The organism is Rhizobium sp. ZW T2_16 (genome assembly GCF_044987325.1).
Taxonomy (GTDB): domain Bacteria; phylum Pseudomonadota; class Alphaproteobacteria; order Rhizobiales; family Rhizobiaceae; genus Neorhizobium; species Neorhizobium cellulosilyticum.
The window spans coordinates 272,111-291,426 of record NZ_JBJDRG010000006.1 but is presented as its reverse complement, the minus strand read 5'-3'; the positions used below and the strand labels follow the sequence as shown (position 1 = coordinate 291,426).

Annotated in this window: 20 protein-coding genes; 11 read left to right on the top strand and 9 right to left on the bottom strand. The window is 58.7% G+C overall.

Annotated elements, in window-relative coordinates; genetic code table 11:
- Positions 1 to 9: 9 nt before the first annotated feature.
- Positions 10 to 888, top strand: a complete 879-nt coding sequence (locus ACI3K0_RS17530) for a sulfurtransferase (protein ID WP_404945803.1) — start codon at positions 10 to 12, stop codon at positions 886 to 888.
- Between the two features lie 32 nt (positions 889 to 920).
- The gene (locus ACI3K0_RS17525) at positions 921 to 1,742 is read left to right on the top strand and encodes a MetQ/NlpA family ABC transporter substrate-binding protein (RefSeq protein WP_404945802.1); all 822 of its coding nucleotides are present in this window, start codon (positions 921 to 923) and stop codon (positions 1,740 to 1,742) included.
- 97 nt (positions 1,743 to 1,839) lie between these two features.
- Here the strand turns inward: ACI3K0_RS17525 and ACI3K0_RS17520 are convergent, their stop codons facing one another.
- Positions 1,840 to 3,180, bottom strand: a complete 1,341-nt coding sequence (locus ACI3K0_RS17520; RefSeq protein ID WP_183820936.1) for an enoyl-acyl carrier protein reductase FabMG — start codon at positions 3,178 to 3,180, stop codon at positions 1,840 to 1,842.
- Positions 3,181 to 3,371: 191 nt separating this feature from the next.
- Positions 3,372 to 5,714 carry a glucose/quinate/shikimate family membrane-bound PQQ-dependent dehydrogenase gene (locus ACI3K0_RS17515; protein WP_404945801.1) on the bottom strand — a complete coding sequence of 781 codons (2,343 nt, stop codon included), beginning with the start codon at positions 5,712 to 5,714 and terminating at the stop codon, positions 3,372 to 3,374.
- Between the two features lie 255 nt (positions 5,715 to 5,969).
- On the opposite strand from ACI3K0_RS17515, the gene ACI3K0_RS17510 reads away from it, so the two are divergent.
- On the top strand, positions 5,970 to 6,695 hold the full coding sequence (locus ACI3K0_RS17510; RefSeq protein ID WP_404945800.1) for a glutathione S-transferase: 726 nt from the start codon (positions 5,970 to 5,972) through the stop codon (positions 6,693 to 6,695).
- A gap of 2 nt (positions 6,696 to 6,697) precedes the next feature.
- Here the strand turns inward: ACI3K0_RS17510 and ACI3K0_RS17505 are convergent, their stop codons facing one another.
- Together ACI3K0_RS17505 and ACI3K0_RS17500 are read right to left on the bottom strand one after the other, a co-directional pair.
- The gene (locus ACI3K0_RS17505; protein ID WP_404945799.1) at positions 6,698 to 7,213 is read right to left on the bottom strand and encodes a superoxide dismutase family protein; all 516 of its coding nucleotides are present in this window, start codon (positions 7,211 to 7,213) and stop codon (positions 6,698 to 6,700) included.
- Between the two features lie 30 nt (positions 7,214 to 7,243).
- Entirely contained in the window at positions 7,244 to 7,750 is a 507-nt protein-coding gene (locus ACI3K0_RS17500; protein ID WP_343062176.1) for a sigma-70 family RNA polymerase sigma factor, read from the bottom strand.
- Positions 7,751 to 7,915: 165 nt separating this feature from the next.
- Between ACI3K0_RS17500 and ACI3K0_RS17495 the strand changes: the two genes are divergently transcribed.
- The 3 genes from ACI3K0_RS17495 (at position 7,916) to ACI3K0_RS17485 (ending at position 9,098) form a co-directional block, all read left to right on the top strand.
- Positions 7,916 to 8,122, top strand: a complete 207-nt coding sequence (locus ACI3K0_RS17495) for a hypothetical protein (protein ID WP_183820933.1) — start codon at positions 7,916 to 7,918, stop codon at positions 8,120 to 8,122.
- A 185-nt stretch (positions 8,123 to 8,307) separates the two neighbouring features.
- Complete coding sequence (locus ACI3K0_RS17490) at positions 8,308 to 8,478, top strand: hypothetical protein (RefSeq protein WP_183685317.1); 171 nt, start codon at positions 8,308 to 8,310, stop codon at positions 8,476 to 8,478.
- Positions 8,479 to 8,597: 119 nt separating this feature from the next.
- The gene (locus ACI3K0_RS17485) at positions 8,598 to 9,098 is read left to right on the top strand and encodes a ferritin-like domain-containing protein (protein ID WP_183820932.1); all 501 of its coding nucleotides are present in this window, start codon (positions 8,598 to 8,600) and stop codon (positions 9,096 to 9,098) included.
- A gap of 53 nt (positions 9,099 to 9,151) precedes the next feature.
- On the opposite strand, the gene ACI3K0_RS17480 is transcribed toward ACI3K0_RS17485, so the two are convergent.
- On the bottom strand, positions 9,152 to 9,505 hold the full coding sequence (locus tag ACI3K0_RS17480; RefSeq protein WP_404945798.1) for a hypothetical protein: 354 nt from the start codon (positions 9,503 to 9,505) through the stop codon (positions 9,152 to 9,154).
- 72 nt (positions 9,506 to 9,577) lie between these two features.
- On the opposite strand from ACI3K0_RS17480, the gene ACI3K0_RS17475 reads away from it, so the two are divergent.
- Both ACI3K0_RS17475 and glgA read left to right on the top strand, forming a co-directional pair.
- Entirely contained in the window at positions 9,578 to 9,967 is a 390-nt protein-coding gene (locus ACI3K0_RS17475; protein ID WP_404945797.1) for a DUF2934 domain-containing protein, read from the top strand.
- Positions 9,968 to 10,353: 386 nt separating this feature from the next.
- On the top strand, positions 10,354 to 11,829 hold the full coding sequence (gene glgA / locus ACI3K0_RS17470; protein WP_404945796.1) for a glycogen synthase GlgA: 1,476 nt from the start codon (positions 10,354 to 10,356) through the stop codon (positions 11,827 to 11,829).
- 21 nt (positions 11,830 to 11,850) lie between these two features.
- On the opposite strand, the gene ACI3K0_RS17465 is transcribed toward glgA, so the two are convergent.
- Together ACI3K0_RS17465 and glgX are read right to left on the bottom strand one after the other, a co-directional pair.
- Positions 11,851 to 12,387 carry an antibiotic biosynthesis monooxygenase gene (locus ACI3K0_RS17465; RefSeq protein WP_404945795.1) on the bottom strand — a complete coding sequence of 179 codons (537 nt, stop codon included), beginning with the start codon at positions 12,385 to 12,387 and terminating at the stop codon, positions 11,851 to 11,853.
- A gap of 148 nt (positions 12,388 to 12,535) precedes the next feature.
- Complete coding sequence (glgX, locus tag ACI3K0_RS17460) at positions 12,536 to 14,614, bottom strand: glycogen debranching protein GlgX (RefSeq protein ID WP_404945794.1); 2,079 nt, start codon at positions 14,612 to 14,614, stop codon at positions 12,536 to 12,538.
- Positions 14,615 to 14,779: 165 nt separating this feature from the next.
- Between glgX and ACI3K0_RS17455 the strand changes: the two genes are divergently transcribed.
- The 3 genes from ACI3K0_RS17455 to ACI3K0_RS17445 all read left to right on the top strand — a co-directional run bounded on the left by ACI3K0_RS17455 (position 14,780) and on the right by ACI3K0_RS17445 (position 16,275).
- Entirely contained in the window at positions 14,780 to 15,040 is a 261-nt protein-coding gene (locus ACI3K0_RS17455; RefSeq protein WP_148143092.1) for a hypothetical protein, read from the top strand.
- A gap of 423 nt (positions 15,041 to 15,463) precedes the next feature.
- Positions 15,464 to 15,661 carry a hypothetical protein gene (locus tag ACI3K0_RS17450; RefSeq protein ID WP_148143091.1) on the top strand — a complete coding sequence of 66 codons (198 nt, stop codon included), beginning with the start codon at positions 15,464 to 15,466 and terminating at the stop codon, positions 15,659 to 15,661.
- Between the two features lie 53 nt (positions 15,662 to 15,714).
- The gene (locus ACI3K0_RS17445) at positions 15,715 to 16,275 is read left to right on the top strand and encodes a type 1 glutamine amidotransferase domain-containing protein (RefSeq protein WP_404945793.1); all 561 of its coding nucleotides are present in this window, start codon (positions 15,715 to 15,717) and stop codon (positions 16,273 to 16,275) included.
- 200 nt (positions 16,276 to 16,475) lie between these two features.
- Here ACI3K0_RS17445 and ACI3K0_RS17440 read toward each other — a convergent pair whose 3' ends face one another.
- The gene (locus ACI3K0_RS17440) at positions 16,476 to 17,492 is read right to left on the bottom strand and encodes a DNA topoisomerase IB (protein ID WP_404945844.1); all 1,017 of its coding nucleotides are present in this window, start codon (positions 17,490 to 17,492) and stop codon (positions 16,476 to 16,478) included.
- Between the two features lie 88 nt (positions 17,493 to 17,580).
- A complete protein-coding gene (locus ACI3K0_RS17435; protein ID WP_404945792.1) occupies positions 17,581 to 19,278 on the bottom strand; it encodes an HWE histidine kinase domain-containing protein in 1,698 nt (565 codons plus the stop codon).
- Between the last annotated feature and the right edge of the window lie 38 nt (positions 19,279 to 19,316).

Sequence of the window (19,316 nt, the reverse complement as noted above, 5' to 3'; positions counted from 1 at the left end):
AGAATTGTCATGACTTATCAAAACCCAAGAAACCTCGCTTCGGTCGAGGAAATCAGCACGCAACTGGATGATCCGAACGTTGTCATCCTTGATTGCACCTCAACAGTCATCCCGACGGATGGAGGTAGCGGCTTTGCGGTCGCCGATGGCCGCGGGGCATTCGAAGCGGGCCATATCCCCGGCGCACAATTCGTCGATCTTGAGCGCGACCTTTCCACGCCGTCCGACCACCTGCTTTTCACCCTCCCCTCGGCCGAACAATTCGGCAATGCCTTGAACAGGCTCGGGGTTGGAGCAGAAAGCCGCGTCATCCTCTATTCCACCGGCCAGCCCGGCTGGGCGGCACGCGTCTGGCTCCTGCTCCGCGCCTTCGGTTTCGAAAACGCCGCCGTGCTGAATGGTGGCTGGAAGGCATGGACCAATGCCGGCTTGGCGGTTGAAACCGGCGCCGCAAAGGCCCGGCCTGCAGCCTCGAAACCCTTCGGCTGGACCTATCGATCCGGCTTCTTCGTCGCAAGCGACGAGGTGGTCGCCCGCACGGAAGACGAGGCTCTGGTCAACGCCCTTGGCGCCGACGCCTTCCGCGGCGAGGCACCTATTGCCTATGGTCGACCGGGGCGCATTCCCGGCAGCGTCAATGTCCCGACATCTTCTCTCGTCGACCCCGACACCGGCCTCTACCTCTCTCAACAACAGATCGAAAAGATATTTGTCGATGCAGGTGTGAAACCAGACGCGCCGCTGATCGCCTATTGCGGCGCGGGCGTCGCAGCCAGCAACGTCGTTTTTGCCCGCACGCTGAGCGGCGCAGGCGCGCGCTCCGTTGTCTACGACGGCTCGCTGCTGGACTGGTCCTCGGACCCTGATCGTCCGCTCGTCACCGGCTGAACGACATTTCAAAAACAGGAAAGAATTTGATCATGAAACTCCCTTTCGGACGCCGCAGCGCGATCCTGTCCGTGCTTGGCCTCACCCTGCTGGCCGGCATTTCTTCCCCCACATTTGCCCAGGCTGAAGAATTTGCCCCGATCAGGATCGGCATAAATGCCGGGCTTTCGGCAGATGCCGTCAATCAGGCAGCCAAGGAAGCTGCCGAAAAAGGATTGAAGGTTGAGGTCATCGAGTTCACCGATTGGGTCGTTCCCAACGAGGCGCTGAAATCGAAGGAGATCGACGTCAACTATTTCCAGCACCAGCCGTTTCTCGACCAGAACGCCAAGAAGGCCGGTTACGATTTCGTCTCGGTGGGCGTTGGCACACTGACCAAGCTCGGCCTCTATTCAAAGAAATATAAGTCGATCGAAGAACTGCCGGAAGGCGCGAAAGTGGCGATCTCCGACGATCCGGTCAACGGCGGCCGGGCACTCGAACTGCTGCAGTCGATCGGCCTGATCAAGCTCAAGGATGGCCTGACATCGGCAGCCATTCCGGCCGATATCGTCGAGAACCCGAAGAAGCTGGACATTATCGAACTGCCGAACCAGCAGATCCCGCGTGCGCTCGATGATGTCGATCTCGGCCAGGGATATCCGTCCGGCATGGGACTGTTCGGCGTCGATCCGAATTCGGCTCTCGTCTTCGACGGCGTGCAGACCCGCTACGCCCTGCGTTTCTTCGTTCGAAAGGAAGATGAGGCCAACAAAAGCGTTCAGGAATTCGTCAGGACATACCAGAACTCGCCGGAGGTCCGCGCCATCCTCAAGAAGCATTTTGGCGATCTGACCGTCCCTGCCTGGGACTGATAAAAGCCCAACAAAAAAGGGTGCGACGAAAACCGCCGCACCCTTGATCCAATATCGAAATCCAACAGCCCTGCTTTCAGGCAGGGCTGAAAATGCCTCAGGCAGCAACTTCCGCGGCAGCCTCGGCATGCGACGCATTCAGGCGGCGGGCGACGATGTCGTGGTTGAGCCACTGGACCGGGCCGGTCGGCTCGGAGGATTCGGCAAAGATGAGCTTGCCGGTGGCTTCCACCACGAAGACGCTCAGCAGATCGCTGATCAGAGCCTTGCCGTCGCGGTGCATCTGGGAAATCTCGTTCGACGTCGAGATGGTGAGGTCAGCCTGTTCTTGGCTGTTGGCCATCGGCCATGCCGAGAAATCGTAGAACGGACGCATCACGGCGCTGCCCTGCATGTCGGTGATCTTCTGCAGCACATCCTTCATCGAGAACTCGTCCTTCAGAAGCTTCTCGCAGGCCTGCCACTGGCTTTCAGCCCAGGCACCGCCATTTTCCTTCTTCAGCGCCAGAAGCAGCGGGATCAGCGGAAGCTCGATACCGGTAAAGACGTCGGAAGAATTGGTGCGGATTTCGGGGCAATTGTAGACGCTGGCCTTGATGCCTGCACCCCAGGCCTTTTCCGCGATGCCTTCGAGACGCATCTTGGCATAGCCCTGGGTGTAGTTCGTGTAGGTCTGCCAGCGATAATCGCCGTCGATCAGCACTGCAGTGCCATGGTAACCATAGGCAGTGTAACGAACCTGGTTGCCGGCAGCCTCGACGCGCGCACGGATCGCGGCGCTGGCATCGATCAGATGCTGGAAGGTGATGGCGGAAACTTCGTCAAAATTCTGCAAGATGAGCTTGCCCAGATCGCTTTCGATCAGCGCCTGCGAAGACATGTGACGAGCAGCTGTGCCCTTGTAGATGCGGTTGGCGATGACGAGGAAAACCTTCGCCTTCGGAATGCCGCCGGCCATCGTGTGGGCGAAGAAGACGTTGCGGCCTTCGCCGATCATGCCGTCGAGAACGGTCATGACTTCGGAAACAGCATTCTTGAACCGTGCGGTACCTGCGTCCCGGCACTTCTGGATATAATCCCAGTCGAGCTTTTCTGTCTGCCAGTTTTCCAGCGTCAGCTTGGTCAGCAGCTCGGTCGGCGTCGGGCCGCCCTCGGGCGCATCGAGGTCAAAGCCTGCCATGACCGGGATGTTGATGATCTTGCCGCCCAGACGCGCTTCGGCTTCGCTAAGTTCTTCGGCGTTGAGCGGGCGAAGCGCGTTGTTCTCGTCGCGCCGTCCGACCGTCACACCGACGATCGTCATGCCGGCCCGCTTTGCTTCGTCGAGAAGGCCGGTTGCATATCCGCGACCGAACAATTCGCCGAAGAGAACGAAAACGTCGCCCTTACGAAAGACGGTGTTCTCTGCGAGGCGATTTACTGCGACTGGGTTCTTCATGCTGTCAGCTCTTTAGTCAAATTGGTCTTCGAGTCGTCACTCGGAAAGGGTGTCGACAGTCTCATGACCGGAATGGCACGGAATAGGAAGTCATATTAAGTGACTGTACATTTCAAAGCGTGAACAACGCCTAAGTTAGCGTGCGTGAAAAGGGCGATGGCTGCGACAAATCTCGCCCCAGCCACATTGGCTTATCTCGGCAGTGCATAGGCGATCACGTAATCGCCCGGTGTCGTCCCGACCGACCCGTGACCACCGGCAACGATGACGACGAACTGGCGACCGTCCTCCACCGCATAGGTCATCGGCGTCGCCTGCCCGCCCGCCGGCAACCGGGCTTCCCAAAGCTTCCGGCCATTGGTCAGGTTATAGGCCCGCAGGTAATCATCCACAGCTGCACCGAGGAAAGCGACGCCGCCCTTGGTGATCATCGGCCCACCGATCCCCGGCACACCCACCTTGAACGGCAGAGGCAGGGGCGTCATGTCCATGACGGTGCCGTTGCGATGCTTGTAGGCGATCTCTCCGTTGCGCAGGTCGGCACCGGCAACATAACCCCATGGCGGCGCCTGGCAGGGGATTTTCAGCGGTCCGAGGAAGGGCCCCATGAACACACCATAGGGTGCGCCGTCATTGCGGTTCAGCCCCTGTTCCGATCCCTTTTCGTCCTGCCCCTTCGGCGGAATGTCGGCACGCGGCACCAGTTTCGAAGTAAACGCGAGATAGGTCGGCATGCCGAACATCACCATCCGCTCGGGATCGACCGCGACCGAACCCCAGTTGAACGTTCCGAAATTACCGGGATAGACGATCGTGCCGTTGAGCGACGGCGGAGTGTACTGTCCCTCATAGTTCATCTGCTCCAGCCGGATGCGGCACACCATCTGGTCGAACATGGTGACGCCCCACATGTCCCGGCCTTCCAGCGTGCGCGGCCGGAAATTCAGTGCCGAGATCGGCTGTGTCGGCGAAGCGTGATCCTCGGGGATCGTGCCGCCCGGCGCCGGCTGCTCGGTGACGGGAATGATCGGCTCGCCGCTGCGACGGTCGAGCACATAAATATCACCCTGCTTGGTGGGGCCGACCAGCGCCGGAACGACGGTATTGTCCGGCTTGGTGATATTGATCAGCACTGGCTGGGCCGGCACGTCCATGTCCCACAAATCGTGATGCACCGTCTGGTGCACCCACTTGTCTGCACCGGTATTAATGTCCAGCGCCACGATCGACGACGAGTATTTCTCGACGTTTTCCGAACGGCCCATGCCGAGCTGGTCCGGCACCTGGTTGCCGAGCGGTATGTAGACGAGACCGAGTTCCTCATCGACAGAGAAGACCGACCAGCTGTTCGGCGAGTTGGTCGTATAGGTCTGGCCTTCCGGCAGCGGCTGGATCTGGCCCGGATTTCCCGAATCCCAGTTCCATATCAGCTGCCCGGAATTGACGTCGAAGGCACGGATGACACCCGACTGTTCCTCAGTCGAATAGTTGTCGTTGACCGCCCCGCCGATGATGATCTTGTTGCCGACGATCGCCGGCGGCGATGTGGAATAATAGTAGCCGGCGGGATTGTACTTCATGCCCTTTTCGAGATGCAACGTGCCGCCCTCTGCAAAGGATGTGCAGACCTCCCCGTTCTTCGCATCGAGCGCGATCAGCCGTGCATCCGCAGTCGGCAGGTAAACACGCTCGGCGCATGGCGCCCCAGCTTGCGCGGCCTGATCCCGGTAATAGCTGACGCCACGGCAGGTCTGATGCTGCCGGTCGGGATTCATCCCCGAATTGGCGTCGTATTTCCAGATCTGCTTGCCGGTCGCGGCATCGAGCGCGATCGCCAGATTATGCGGCGTGCAAAGATAGAGCGCGTTGCCGATCTTCAGCGGCGTCACCTGATAGGTCGTCTCGCCGACATCGTCGGGCAGCTTCACGTCCCCGGTCTGGTAACGCCAGACCTCTTGCAGGCCGCCGACATTGTCGACATTGATCTGGTCGAGCGGCGAATAACGCTGACCATAGGGCGTGCGGCCATATTGATGCCATTCGCCATCCGGCACATTGCCGCCGAGCACAGGCGCTGCCGCAACCTTTTCTTCCGGCAGATCGCCGCTCTGGCCGAGTGGATCGAAGAACATCGAGACGACTGCAATGACGACAGCAGCCAATACCGCAAGAGCAAGCGGCTTGGCGCTTGCGCCATAACGTGCGCCCGTCGGGCTGATGAAGCCGAGCGGACGGCGGATCCACGGCGTGAGCAGCCACATGCCCAGCAGAATGATCACTCCGCCGCGCGGGCCGAGCTGCCACCAGTCGAAGCCGACCTCCCATATCGCCCAGACGAGCGAGGCAACGACGATCACTGCATAGACATGCAGCGCCAGAAGCTTGCGGGCAATGAGAAGCACCGCGACGATGAGGAAGCCAAGTCCGCAGAGAAGATAATAGGCGCTTCCGCCGAGTGAAAGCAGGTATGCCCCGCCGCCTCCAAGCGCGATCCCCATCAGCGCGATGATGATTGCCGTGATCCGAATAGCCATGAGCACCCTCGTCATGTCTCGATAAAGCGGCAGAAGGCCTTCTGTCCGCCCGCGCCCTGGACCTGACCCTCCGGTGAATATCCGAACCGGCCCCGCGCAAAAGGTAAATTAGGAGGAACAGTTGGAAAGGACAGAGGTTGGAACACTCAATGCGAGAGGATTGTACCAATCATCGCGAACAGATCGGAACTGCCGCCTTGAAAACCTCATGGCACCCCTATGTCTTTTCTTGAAGTGAGGGAGTTTTCAGACAGCATGCCCTATGAACTTTATTATTGGGACGGCATTCAGGGACGAGGAGAATTTGTCCGTCTGGCCCTCGAGGAGGCCGGCGCCAAATATATCGACAAGTGCCGCAGCTCGACCGGCACGCAGGCGATGATGGAGTTTCTCAAGGGAAGCCACGGCCATGACCAGACGCCTTTCGCCCCACCCTTCCTGAAGGATGGCGAATTGGTCATCTCGCATGTCGCCAACATCCTCTTATATCTCGGCCCGAAGCTCGGGCTCGTTGCTGACGACGAAAAGAGCCGCCTGATCACGAACGGGCTGCAGCTGACGATCACGGATTTCATTGCAGAGGTCCATGATACGCACCATCCGATCAGCACCGGCGACTATTACGAGGATCAGAAGGCGGAAGCCAAGGCCCGCTCAACCGCCTTCATCAGGGATCGCATCCCGAAATTCCTCGGCTATTTCGAACGGATGCTTCCCACCAATCCGGCAGGCAAAGGCTTCATCGTCGGACATGGCCTCACCTATGTCGACCTGTCGCTGTTTCAGGTGATGGAAGGCCTGCACTACGCATTTCCAAAGGCGATGGGGGCTGCGGAGAACGACTATCCGCACCTATCTGATCTTCGTGACAGGGTCGCCGAACGTCCGCCCATTGCGGCCTATTTGAAATCCGAACGTCGCCTTCCCTTCAGCGAGTCCGGAATTTTCCGTCATTATCCCGAACTCGACCTGACGAGCTGATCCTATTCGATGACCGCACAGGCAAGGCGCTTGCCGGCATTGCCGGAAGGTTGGCCGGAATAATCGTCGGGTCCGGCATGGATCATCAGCGCCCTGCCCTTGATGGCACTTTCACCATCTTCCAGCGTAACACCCGTATTGAACACATGCGCCCTGAGCGTGCCGTCGGCCGGCACATACTGGTTCGGCATGTCGCCGGCATGCTGGCCGTTTGCGGCAAGATAGCCGTGTTCCTTATTTGTGGGGTTGAAATGACCGCCTGCCGACTCATGGCCGGTCGTGTGATCGCAGGTCCCTGTCTGATGCACGTGGAAGGCAACCCACTGACCGGCCGGCAATCCGCTGATTTCGGCAGCGATCATTACGCCGGCTTTCGTACCGGTAAGGTCCGCTTTGCCGATCTCCTTGCCATCTGCGCCGATAAATCTGGCCGTTGCCTTCGAAGCATCCTGGCTCATCGCCATGCTTGGCAGGGTGATGGCGGCAGCTGCGAAAGCTGCAGTCAGCAGATATTTCATGGTTTCCTCCTGGTTTTATGCGGCGGGCCGTCAGCCCGTCTCTTCCCCCAGTTCCTGCAGGATCTGGTGGCGAGCGCGATTGAGCCGGCTCTTGACGGTACCGACCGCGCAGTCGCAGATTACCGCCGTCGCTTCGTAGCTTTCTCCCAGGATCGCCACCAAAGTCAGCACTTCGCGGTAATGTGGTGGAAGCTTCTGCAACGCACGCTGCACTTCACGCGCCCGCGCCGCCATTTCCTGTGAAGCCGCGATCGGCGTGTCGCCCGACACATTCTCCTCTATGCCCGGCGCCTCGCGCCCGAGAATTTTGGATCGTGTATAGAAGGTGTTACGCATGATCGTGAAAAGCCACGACTTGAGCCTGGTACCACGCTCGAACTTGTCGAGATTGGCGAGCGCCTTCATCAGGGTTTCCTGCACCAGATCATCCGCATCCGAGGGGTTGCGGCAGAAGGTGCGGGCAAATGCGCGAAGAGCCGGTATAAGCCTGACAATATCTTGACGAGCAGGGTCACCGTTCAACTGTGAGTCAGACACCGTTGCCTACCTCTCCTTACTCATCAGGGCTGAATTGACGGGTGGCAAACGCATGCATTCGCCTTTTGGTTCCGAAAACTCGGGACCTGTTTTGCCGTGGCGGAACAAAGCCCACCCGACGCCCGTTTTTATCGTCGGGACCATTCAAGCACAGGAGACGAGATCATGGGCATGAACAACGGATCACCGAACACGACATCGCGCGACGATAGCCAGAAGCGGGTCGAGAAATCCGCACGCGAGAAAGGAAATAGGCAGGATCTGGAGGAGCAACTGAACGAAGGGCTGGAAGACACCTTCCCGGCAAGCGATCCGGTTGCCACCAGCACGACGTCCATTCCGGCCGGCACGCCAAAGCCGCCGAAACATTGAGATAGGGCATGCCCCGAACGGGCGGCTGGCACCGTAGGCCGCCCATTATTTTCGTTTGTATTCATCTGTGACATTTTCGGGATTTTGGGACGACCGGTCTTGCTGTATGGAAGTCTGATATAAACTTCACATCTGGATATCGGTTGCCGGGTCTGCGTGCGGCGCCTCTGAACCTAGGGGTCGGAATGGCGAAGGAAAATGCTCAGGTCGATGAGCGCGAGGCAAGAATGGGACGCCGCGTCAATGGCAAGGTCTCAAGCCTTTTGACGGAGATCGAGAAGGAAGACATTCCCGATCGACTGCTCGACCTCGCCCGACAGCTGCAGACTGCGCTTAACGACAAGCTCGCACGATAAGCCTTTTCGGACAGACCACCTCCCCCTTTGTCCGCAACCGTACAGACACGGAACTAACGCCGTCTTCCCGCAGTTAGATCGCCGCAATGTCAATCGGACAATCGATAGGGAGAACCAAGATGGCGACGTCAAAGACGCTAGACGACCTTTTCTACGAAACCCTCAAGGACATTTATTACGCCGAGCGGCAGATCGTGAAGGCGCTTCCGAAGATGGCGCGTGGCGCTCAGGACCCCAAACTGAAGGCTGCTTTCCAGACCCACAGGGAAGAAACCGAGGGTCAGATCGAGCGGCTGAAACAGATTTTCGAGATCCTCGGCAAACGCGCCCAGGGCAAGACCTGCGATGCGATCGAAGGCATATTGTCGGAAGGCGAGGAAATTCTGGACGAATTCAAGGGCACGCCCGCTCTCGATGCCGGCCTTCTTGCCGCCGCCCAGGCGGTCGAACACTACGAGATCAGCCGATATGGCACACTTCGTGCGTGGGCTCTGCAGCTGGGCATGAAGGATGTTGCAAAGCTGCTCGATGAAACGCTGCAGGAAGAATCCAGCACTGACGAACTGCTGACCAATCTCGCCGAAGGCGCCGTCAACGCCGCAGCGAAGAAAGCCGCGTGACGAGACAAATGCTTGAAAAAGCAAAGCCCGGATCACTCCGGGCTTTGCTTGGTTCAACGGTAAGCAACCGGTCCTATCCCGGTACCGGGGGGCTGCATCACGGCGGCAATGTCGATTGGCAGCATATTCCCGTTAAGGGCCTGGCATCTGAAGATACGGCCATCGCGTCTGCCACGCGTTGCGAGGTGAGTTCGGGCCGCATCAAGCGCTAATTCGTAACTGTGATAGAATGACGCGGATTGAACGCCATCGATGACATAGACCCATCCGGTCGCATGAGGCATTATATCGCAGTAGTTGTGCATGACGATCATCTCCTTCCCGACAACGGAACCGAGCAACAGCGCAAAGGTTCCAGCATTTCGGGAAGAATTCAACTGATGGATTGTAATGTCTTCACGCGACATTGCAGTTTTTAACATTTCCTCGGAACTTTTTTGCAGTGCATGAGTTTTTCGATTTGGGCAATGGAGACGATGATGGCGGCTTCTCAGGAAAACTGGATCAAGCACAGAGCGTATCAATTGTGGGAGCAGGAGGGTTATCCTTCCGGCAAGGACATGGAGCATTGGGAGCGGGCAAAGCTGGAATATGCAACGCTCAAGCCCACGGCAGGGGAGACTGACGCGCCGAAGAATGGCGCCGCGGTAAAGGCTCCGAAGGCAGCAGAAGCTAAACCGGCCAAGGCAGGCCCGGCAAAGACGACAGCCACGAAAACGACCAAGACTGCCGCCCCCAAAGCGGAAAAGAAGACGGAGAAGCCTACGACGGCCGCTAAGGCCGACGCCAAACCTAAGGTTCCGGCTGCCGCTGCTGCGGTAAAGCCGGAGCAAACCAAGAAGCGTCCCAAGAAAGCGGACGCCGAATAGGCTCTAACGTCAGAGCCAATTTTAAACACCAAATGATGCAGTAACCGGCGACCCTGTCGCCGGGCAATTCTTTTTGTATTTTTATGGGATGAGGATATGGGCTCGAAAACCGGCACGAATGCAATTCCCCGACATTCATGCAATCGGCCAAGCAACCGGCCAAGCAACCGGTTTGTTCGCCAGAGCCTAGGACCGTTCGCCGGAACTATCCGATCTCAAATGCGAAAACCGGCACATTTTGACAAATCGCAACACGATCACGCGATCTTGCAGGACACGAGCCGATGAGTGCTTATGTTTCGATCGACACACATAATACCCTCTATCCCCGGCGGCGAAATCGAGTAGGCTTTGATTCTGTCGCGGCCCAGGGGGAAAGTGCCAAGATGAAGATATTGTCGGTCACGTCGGAGATCTATCCGCTGATCAAGACCGGCGGACTGGCAGACGTAACCGGTTCGCTTCCCAAGGCGCTTGCACCGCTCGGGATCGAAACCACATCGCTCATTCCCGGTTATCCAAAGGTGATGAAACAGCTTGGCCAATCGACCACGCTGATGGAATTCGAAGACCTGCTCGGCGAGAAGGCAACGCTGAGACACGGCTCGGTCGAAGGTCTCGATCTTCTTGTGCTCGATGCCCCTGCCCTCTACGATCGCCCCGGCGGCCCCTATGTCGATCAATTCGGCAAGGATCACGCGGACAACTGGAAGCGGTTTGCCGTCCTTTCACTCGCCGCAGCCGAGATCGCCGCAGGCGCACTGCCCGGCTGGGTTCCCGACCTCGTCCATACCCATGACTGGCAGTCGGCAATGACTTCGGTTTACATGCGCCAGAACGGCTGCAGCACCCCGGTCGTCATCACCATTCACAACATCGCCTTTCAGGGGCAATATTCCGCCGATCTGCTACCTTGGCTTGGACTGCCGCCGGAAGCCTATTCCATCGACCAGCTGGAATATTTCGGTGATATCAGCTTCCTGAAAGGTGGGCTGCAGACGGCCGATGTGATCACCACAGTCAGCCCGACCTATGCCCGCGAAATCCTGACGCCGCGTTTCGGCATGGGCCTCAACGGCGTGCTCAACGAACGAGTGGAAGTGTTACGCGGCATCGTCAACGGCATCGATCTTGATGTCTGGGATCCGGCTGCCGACGAATTCCTGCCTCAGACTTTCGACATAGCCACCCTGCGCCGCAAGCGTGACAACAGGCAGCCGCTTCTCGACCGTTTCGGCCTCGATCCTGACGACAGGGGACCGATCTTTGCCGCGATCAGCCGTATGACGTGGCAGAAGGGCATCGACATGCTGGCCGAGACGGCGGACGAGGTGATCCACAATGGCGGCAGGGTCATTATCGTTGGTGAGGGCGACCACGACATCGAACAGGCACTGCTGGAAACGGCAGCACGTTATCCCGGTCGCATGGCAGTCCATATCGGTTATGACGAGCCGACCGCCCATCTCGTCCAGGGCGGCGCGGACGCGATCGTTCAGCCCTCGCGTTTCGAACCTTGCGGCCTGACCCAGCTATACGCCCTGCGTTACGGCTGCGTGCCCGTCGTCTCGCGCACCGGCGGACTTTCGGAAACCATCATCGATGCCAATGACGCGGCCATGTCCGCGCGCGTGGCAACCGGCTTCCAGTTCCATCCGGTAACGACCAACGGCCTGCGGCTGGCGCTCAGGCGTGCACTCCATGCTTACGAGCAGCCAAAGATGTGGGCGCGGCTGCAGAATCAGGGCATGAAGACGAAATTCTCCTGGGAGCGCAGCGGCCAGCAATATGCCGCCGTCTACCGCAGCCTCGTCCAGAAAGCCTCGCCGAACACAGGCCTGCGACGCCTGAAATTCTGGTGAGATCGGGCCGGGCGGAAAAGCTTACCGTTTCAGAAACCAGCTCATCCACCGCAAAAGATGCGGCAGGATACCGAAATACATGGTCGGCACGATCAAGACGGTGGCGATGAACATCTTCAACAGGAACGGGATGTCGGCGAGCCACGGGAAGAGGAAATAGACATAGAATGATGCGGTGGGAAAGATCCCCATCCAGATGACGAAGGCCATGCGCCAGCGTGCCGGCGGCTTGGGCGGAAGGGCGAGACCCGTTGCCGAAAACCACAGATCCTCGGTATTGAAGATGCGGTATTCCGGCTGATGGTCTGAAACCTGTTTCAGCCGCTCGTGCCATTCATGCGAAACATCGGACTGGCGCCATTCATCAAGATCCGCCTGTGTGGCGAAAACCTGGACGATATGGAATTCCTCGCCTTCGACCCGCGGCGGGATCAATGTCGAAAATCTGTAACCCTTCGACTTCGACGAAGCTTCCAGCATGCCACGCGCAAGCTCTTCATACCGCGTCTCGTAACCGACATTGGCGCGCCGATGGACGATACGCGTCACCTGGGACATCTGGCCTGATCCTTGTGTGAGAGGCCAGATCCGGGAGGGGTTACGCTCCATGGAGCGGAAAAGGGAAATGGCGCGGTAGGGTGTTCGACTGCTAGGAAAGCAGGAAGCCCTTGTCAACCGGACAAGGGCTCAACCCGTGCGCAAGGCTTCAAGGCCGCCTGAACAGGGCCAGGCTTCGACCTTCCAGTTCGAAATCCTTTTCCTTGGTGATCGTAAGCCCGCGTTTGGCGCTGTCGGATGTGGTCAGTTCCAGCACCCAGCCGCCCTCGCCGAATTGGGGGATACGGAAGGGGACGTTGCCTTCGAACGGATTGCACAAGAGAAGCACGTCGTGCCAGACGCCTTCTTCTTCCTGCAGGTCGCCGCGGCCGATATAGACACCGAGCGTTGTTCCCTCGTCCCATTGGTCAGGCTGCTGGAAACCGCCGCCGGCATTGAACCACTTGATATCCATGCCGTCGCGCCAGTTCTCTCGGCGCAGGAGCGGTTGCTCGGCCCTGAGCTTGATCACCTGGCGGGTGAACTCGCGCAGTTCCTCGCAGGTTTCCGGCAGGTCGTCCCAATGGACCCAGGAAATCTCGCTGTCCTGCGCATAACCATTGTTGTTGCCCATCTGGCTGCGGCCGAACTCGTCGCCGGCAAGCAGCATCGGCGTGCCGTGGGAGAAGAACAGCGTGGCGAGAAAATTGCGCTTCTGCCGGTCGCGCACGGCATTGATGCCTTCGTCCTCGGTCGGCCCCTCGGCGCCGTAATTGTACGACCGGTTGTCGTTATGACCGTCGTTATTGTCCTCGCCGTTGGCCTCGTTGTGCTTCTCGTTATAGGAGACGAGGTCGTTCAGCGTGAACCCGTCATGAGCCGTGATGAAGTTGACGCTCGCCCACGGCCGGCGGCCGCGCTGGTCGTATAGATCGCCCGAGCCGAGCAGGCGTGCGGCGAAATCTGTCGAGACATTGTCGCCCTTCCAGTATTCACGCACAGTGTCGCGATATTTGTCGTTCCATTCGGCCCAGCCGGGCGGAAAGCCGCCGACCTGATAACCGCCCGGACCGATGTCCCATGGCTCGCCGATCAGCTTCAACTTGGAGAGAACCGGATCCTGCGTCATCGCGTCGAAAAAGCCGCCGCGCTGGTCGAACCCTTCCGGCTCGCGGCCCAGAATGGTGCCGAGATCGAAGCGGAAACCATCGACATGCATGTGCTCGGCCCAGTAGCGCAGGCTGTCCATCACCATCTGCAGCACGCGCGGATGGGAGGTGTTCACCGTGTTCCCGGTGCCGGTGTCGTTGATGTAATAACGGTGATTATCCGGCAGGGTGCGGTAATAGGAGAAGTTGTCGATACCCTTGAACGACAGCGTCGGTCCAAGCTCGTTGCCTTCCGCCGTGTGGTTGTAGACCACGTCGAGAATGACCTCGATGCCGGCATCGTGGAAGGACCGCACCATATCGCGGAACCCCTGGATACCGCGCGGACCGTAATAACGTGACGCCGGCGCGAAGAACCCGAGCGAGTTATAGCCCCAGAAGTTCTTCAACCCCTTATCGAGCAGGTGCTGGTCGTCGGGGAACCAGTGGACCGGCATAAGCTCGACCGAGGTAATGCCAAGGCTCTTGATATAATCGACGGAAGCCTTGTGGCCCATACCCTCGAACGTGCCGCGCAACTCCTTCGGCAACGCCGAATTGAGCTGGGTGAACCCTTTCACATGGGTCTCGTAGACGACCGCCTTCGGCCAGGGAATGTTCGGACGGTTCTGGTCCTGCCAGTCGAATGCGTAAGGGTCGATCACCTTGGCCTTCGGCGTGAATGGCGCGCTGTCTCGCGTATCGAAGGTGAGATCCTTGTCCTCGTGAAGGAGATCATAGGCGAAATGCGCCTCGTTCCACTCGATATCGCCGACAAGCTCGCGAGCGTATGGGTCGATCAGAAGCTTGCTCGGGTTGAAACGATGGCCGGCCTCCGGCTCGAACGGACCGTGGATTCGAAACCCGTATAGCGCACCAGGCTTCAGCCCAGGCACATAACCGTGCCAGATTTCGTGTGTATATTCCGGCAGGTCGAGCTTGGCGATTTCGATCTTTCCGCTCGGATCATAAATGCACAGCTCCACCCGTGTCGCATGGGCCGAGAAGATTGCAAAATTGACGCCCTCACCATCGAAATTGGCGCCGAGCCGTGTCCAGTCGCCGGATTCGATCGTGAACTGATTGCTCTTCATGTCCATGCAACGCCCCTTTGTGGTAAGATCGCCATCGAGAAAATCTGCCCTACAATCGTGCAGCGCGGCATTTGGTTCCGCCTTCGTTTTGCGCGGAACGAGATCGTCGCCAGGATCGTTCTCCGCTTCGCGTCCCGTCTATCTTTCACGCTGCGACAGGAGGGTAAAAATATGACATCTCTGACACCACAGGAACTCGAAGGTCGGCTCAACGCTCATCGCGAACTGATGATCGAAATGCTGGCAGCCATGATCGGTGGCGAAGTGACAATCACGACATTCCTCAAGAAGCTGCGCGATGACGCGACCTTCAAGGATAACGAGGAAGATCCAGGCGTGATGCCGGACAGCGCTTTCGCGATCGAAAACGCCTCCGCCCGTGAAATTCGCGCCATACTGGAAGCCGCGCGGGCGCGGGCTTCCGCGAGCTAGATACCATGTCGGCATCGTGTTTCAGCACATTTTAATATTTGTGGCCGTCCTGCCATCTTTATGGCAATTTCATGGAACTAGAATGGCAACAGCACGTTCTTGGTCCAGAGTTCGATGGAGGCGACCATGGTCAGGGAATGGTTTGAAGTTGCAGGTTTCGCGCTGGTCATTGCTGCCTGCTACATGTTCGTTATTCCGGTTTGAAGTTTCCCGAGGAGGGGAATGAGGCCTCGACAAAAGAGGCCCCAAGCTCTCGTGGCCTAGTGGCCGCGGGAGCATTATGCTTGAGGCGAAAGGCCATCCAGAACAGCCTCGCGATCCATTGCCGGATGTAAAATTGTGGGAACGTTCTCCGCCCGGACTTGTTAGCCCACGTGACAGGTCGCCACTTGTTATCGCGAGCGACTGATACGGGAGACTGCCATGCTGCACTTATTCAGAATGCTCAGGAACCGTTTTCTGACCCGGCGGGAACAGTCGACATTCCATGTCGCCCGCCCGCAAGATCTTCAGGTCGTGGTTCCGGAAGCCGTTGCGCTTCCGCTTCCCAAGACACCGCGTGAAGAAATCAGCGTGCCCGCATCAATCAACGGACGCGACCTGTCGACCGGCAGGCTCTAGAGACTGACGAGCCACCGCTCATCTCAAGAAGAACAATCCCAAAGGAGCTTATCATGGCGAATATCGATTCCGCCAATATCCTCATCTTGGCCACCGATGGCTACGAACGTTCGGAACTGCGCGTGCCTTACGACGAGCTGAAAAAGCGCGGAGCCGAAGTGAAAATCGCTTCGATCAAATCCGGCGAGATCAGGAGCTGGGACGAGAAAGACTGGGGCGACAGTGTGACCGTCGATCTCGATGTCAAGGAAGCGAAGGTGGAGGATTTTGACGCGCTCGTTCTGCCCGGTGGCCAGATCAACCCGGATGTCCTGCGCAAGAACGAGGACGCCGTAGAACTGGTTCGCGATTTCATCAGCCGCGGCAAACCGGTAGCTGCCATCTGCCATGGTCCATGGATGCTGGTCGAGGCGGATGCCCTGCGCGGACGCAAGGCAACCTCCTATGCATCTATCCGCACCGACCTGCGCAATGCCGGCGCCAACTGGAAGGATGAAGCCGTCGTGGTCGACAGCGGCATCATCACATCACGCTCGCCAAAAGACCTAGCAGCCTTCGTCGATAAGATCGTCGAGGAAGTGGAAGAAGGCCTGCACCAGCACCGCGCTGCCTGATTGCCCTACTTCGATCTGGTGGAAGCCCCTCATCCGGCTGCCGCACCTTCTCCCCGCTTGCGGGGGGAAGGAACATGCCGCACCGGCGCCGGCTCTCCCTACCGCCTATATCAGGAACGTCATTTCGCCACGCGCGGGGAGAGAGCGAGGGGCAACTGGACGAGCGCAAGAGCTTAGCTGCAATCCAGCGCCACCTGGCCTTACTCTTCCTTCAAAAATGCCAGTAAACGCGCCTCGTTCATCCGCAATCCGCGCGGAGACTTGGATGTTTTCTCCGTCTCCATGATCCGACGCAACGGCGCATCATCCTCGGCAATATCGAGAATGCTCGGATGGATATAGCTTGAGCGGCAGACGGCGGGCGTGTTCTGCAGCACATCCGAAGCGGCTTTGGTCAGCGCCTTTATCTTCGGCCGCTTGCCCTCTTCCTCCAAGATCGTCCATGCCGTCATGAAGGCAGCCAAGCTGCCACCCCAGGTGCGAAAGGTCTTGGCCGAAACCGGAAAGCCGGCAGCCTTGGCGAGATAGGCATTGAGCCTGCCGGAATCGACCGGGCGGGCGGTGCCGTGCTCGTCTGGAAATGAAAACAGCTGGCGACCGGGAAGATCGGCGATCTCTTCCAGAATGCGCTGCAGTCGTGGATGTTTGAGCGTGTGCTGCACGCGCTTGCCGCCCTTGGCCGTGAATTTCAAAAGTACACCGTCGCCGGACAGGATCATGTGACGTTTCAGAAGCGTCGTTGCCCCATAGGTACGGTTTTCCTTCGCATAGGCTTTGTTGCCGACGCGCAGATGCGTCACATCCATCAGCGCCACGAGGGCGGCCAGCACGCAATCGGACTTGTCGAGACCGAGCGCAAGATCGCGCTTCACCTTGCGGCGAATGCGCGGCAAAGCCTCACCGAACCGGGCCAACTGATCGAACTTCTGCTCGCTGCGAAAGCTCTGCCAGTCGGCATGATACCGATACTGCTTTCGCCCCCGGGAATCGTAACCCGTCGCCTGCAGATGTCCCTGCGGATCCATGCAGATCCAGACATTGTCATAGGCCGGAGGAAGCCCCAGCGCCGAGATACGGAGCCGGTCGTCTTCATCAGTCAGAAGCAATCCGTCCGGCAGCTTGTAGCAAAAGCCCTTGCCACGCTTTAATCGGCGAATGCCCGGCTCCGTATCGCTGACATAGGTAAGCCCGATCGCTTTGAGCGAAGCGGCGTCGATCTCGATGGTTTTGAGCGAAAGATCCATGAGCGCTAAAACGACACGCCTCAGGCTTCGTTCCTGCGCGAACCGATCAAATCACTTCGAACTACATCGCCAGGCTGCGCCGCTCGTCGCCGACATCGTCGCGCTCTAGATTGGCGCGGGGCGCCACAAGTCTCCAGACAAGGCCTTCCGGGCGGAATTCGACATCCACTTGACCGCCAAAGGCAGCAATTGCGTGGCGCTGGATGATGGTCGTTCCAAACCCCTTGCGGGAGGGCTCGCTAACCAGCGGCCCGCCGCTTTCTTCCCAGACAAGCCTGATCTTCGGCTCGCCGTCATCGTCGGGAGCGACATCGTCCCATGAAATCCGCACACGGCCTTGGGGTACCGACAGTGCGCCATATTTGACCGAATTGGTCGCCAGTTCATGTAGCACGAGGCCCAGATTCTGGACCGCCTCTGCCTTGAGCATAAAATCCTCGCCCGACACCAGAAGCCGGTCACCGGCCTCGAAGGTCGACAGATGGATCTCGATGACGCGCATCAGCCGCACACCGGCCCATTGCTCCTTGGCGAGTGCCTCGATGGATTTTCCAAGCCCGTGCAGACGGGTGCTGATCGCCTTCTGGAATTCCGGCATGGTCGTGTCCTGACGGCCGAGCTGGCGCATCATCGCCTGCACAAGCGTCAGGATATTCTTCGTGCGATGCACCAGTTCGTGCAGGATGAGGTGAATGCGGTCTTCGGCTTCGCTGCGGTCGAAGGAAGCATTGGACAGCGCCACCGCCACCTGATTGGCCTCGGTAATCCGGGTTTCGACCGGCGAGACGATCTCGCCCTTGCCGATCCTGTCCGCCATGTCGGCAATCTGCCGGATCGGCGTGCGCAGCTGGCGGGCGATCGTATAGGCGAACAGGACCGCCAGCGTGAGAAAGATCACGCCGCCTGCGACCAGTTGCTTGAATGTGGTGATGATGCCTTCCTGCGCCGAGGCGATCGGCCCCCAGACGACGGCCTTCCATGTCCAGCCGGTTATCTGGGCGTAACCGTACATCTGCCTCTCATCACCTTCGACATCTTCGATCGTGCCCTTGAAGCCGGTCATCAACCTTAGCGTATCGGGATCGAACGGCTTGCCGGATGCTATTTTGTCGGCCCCACCAGAAGCCACGACCTGCCCCTGTCCGTCGATGACCGCAGCCGACCAGCCTGCAGGAAGTCCCTCGATGGAAATCAGCTTTTCCATGTCGTCGGCATTCTGCGTCATGATGATCGCCGAACCGGAATGCGAAAGCTCTTTTGGCAAAGGCATGGCGACGTTGAACACCCACCTGTTGCTCGTCTTACCGAAAAACACACTGGAGACTTCGGTAATACCCGACCTGAGCACCGATTCCAGCGCCGGCATGTTCGACATCCTGGTCAGCGGATCACCGAAGGGCGAACGGGTGTTGAGCCGCTGCTGGCCATCCTTGTCGACGACGATGACATACAGCGAATTGGAGCGCAGGCTGCGCTGGGTGCGGTCGTGGAAGGCTCTCAGGTCACCGGCTTCAAGCTCCGGTGAGGTAATCAGAAGGCGAAGCGTCGTCGCCATGTCCTGCAATTCGCGATCGACGGAGCGCGCAATCAGCTGCGCATCCTCGGCGGTCTCGTTGGCCAGTCCTTCGCGTTCCTGCCCCTCGAGTTGCAGGACAAGAAAACCGACAAAAGCCAGCAACGGCAAGGCGACGACAATCACCAGCGCCATCAGATAGGCGCCGATCGAGGCTGTGGGGAAAAGACGCGAAAACTTAAACATTCCGCTATCTTAAGCCAATAATAAAGCTGCAGGCAGAA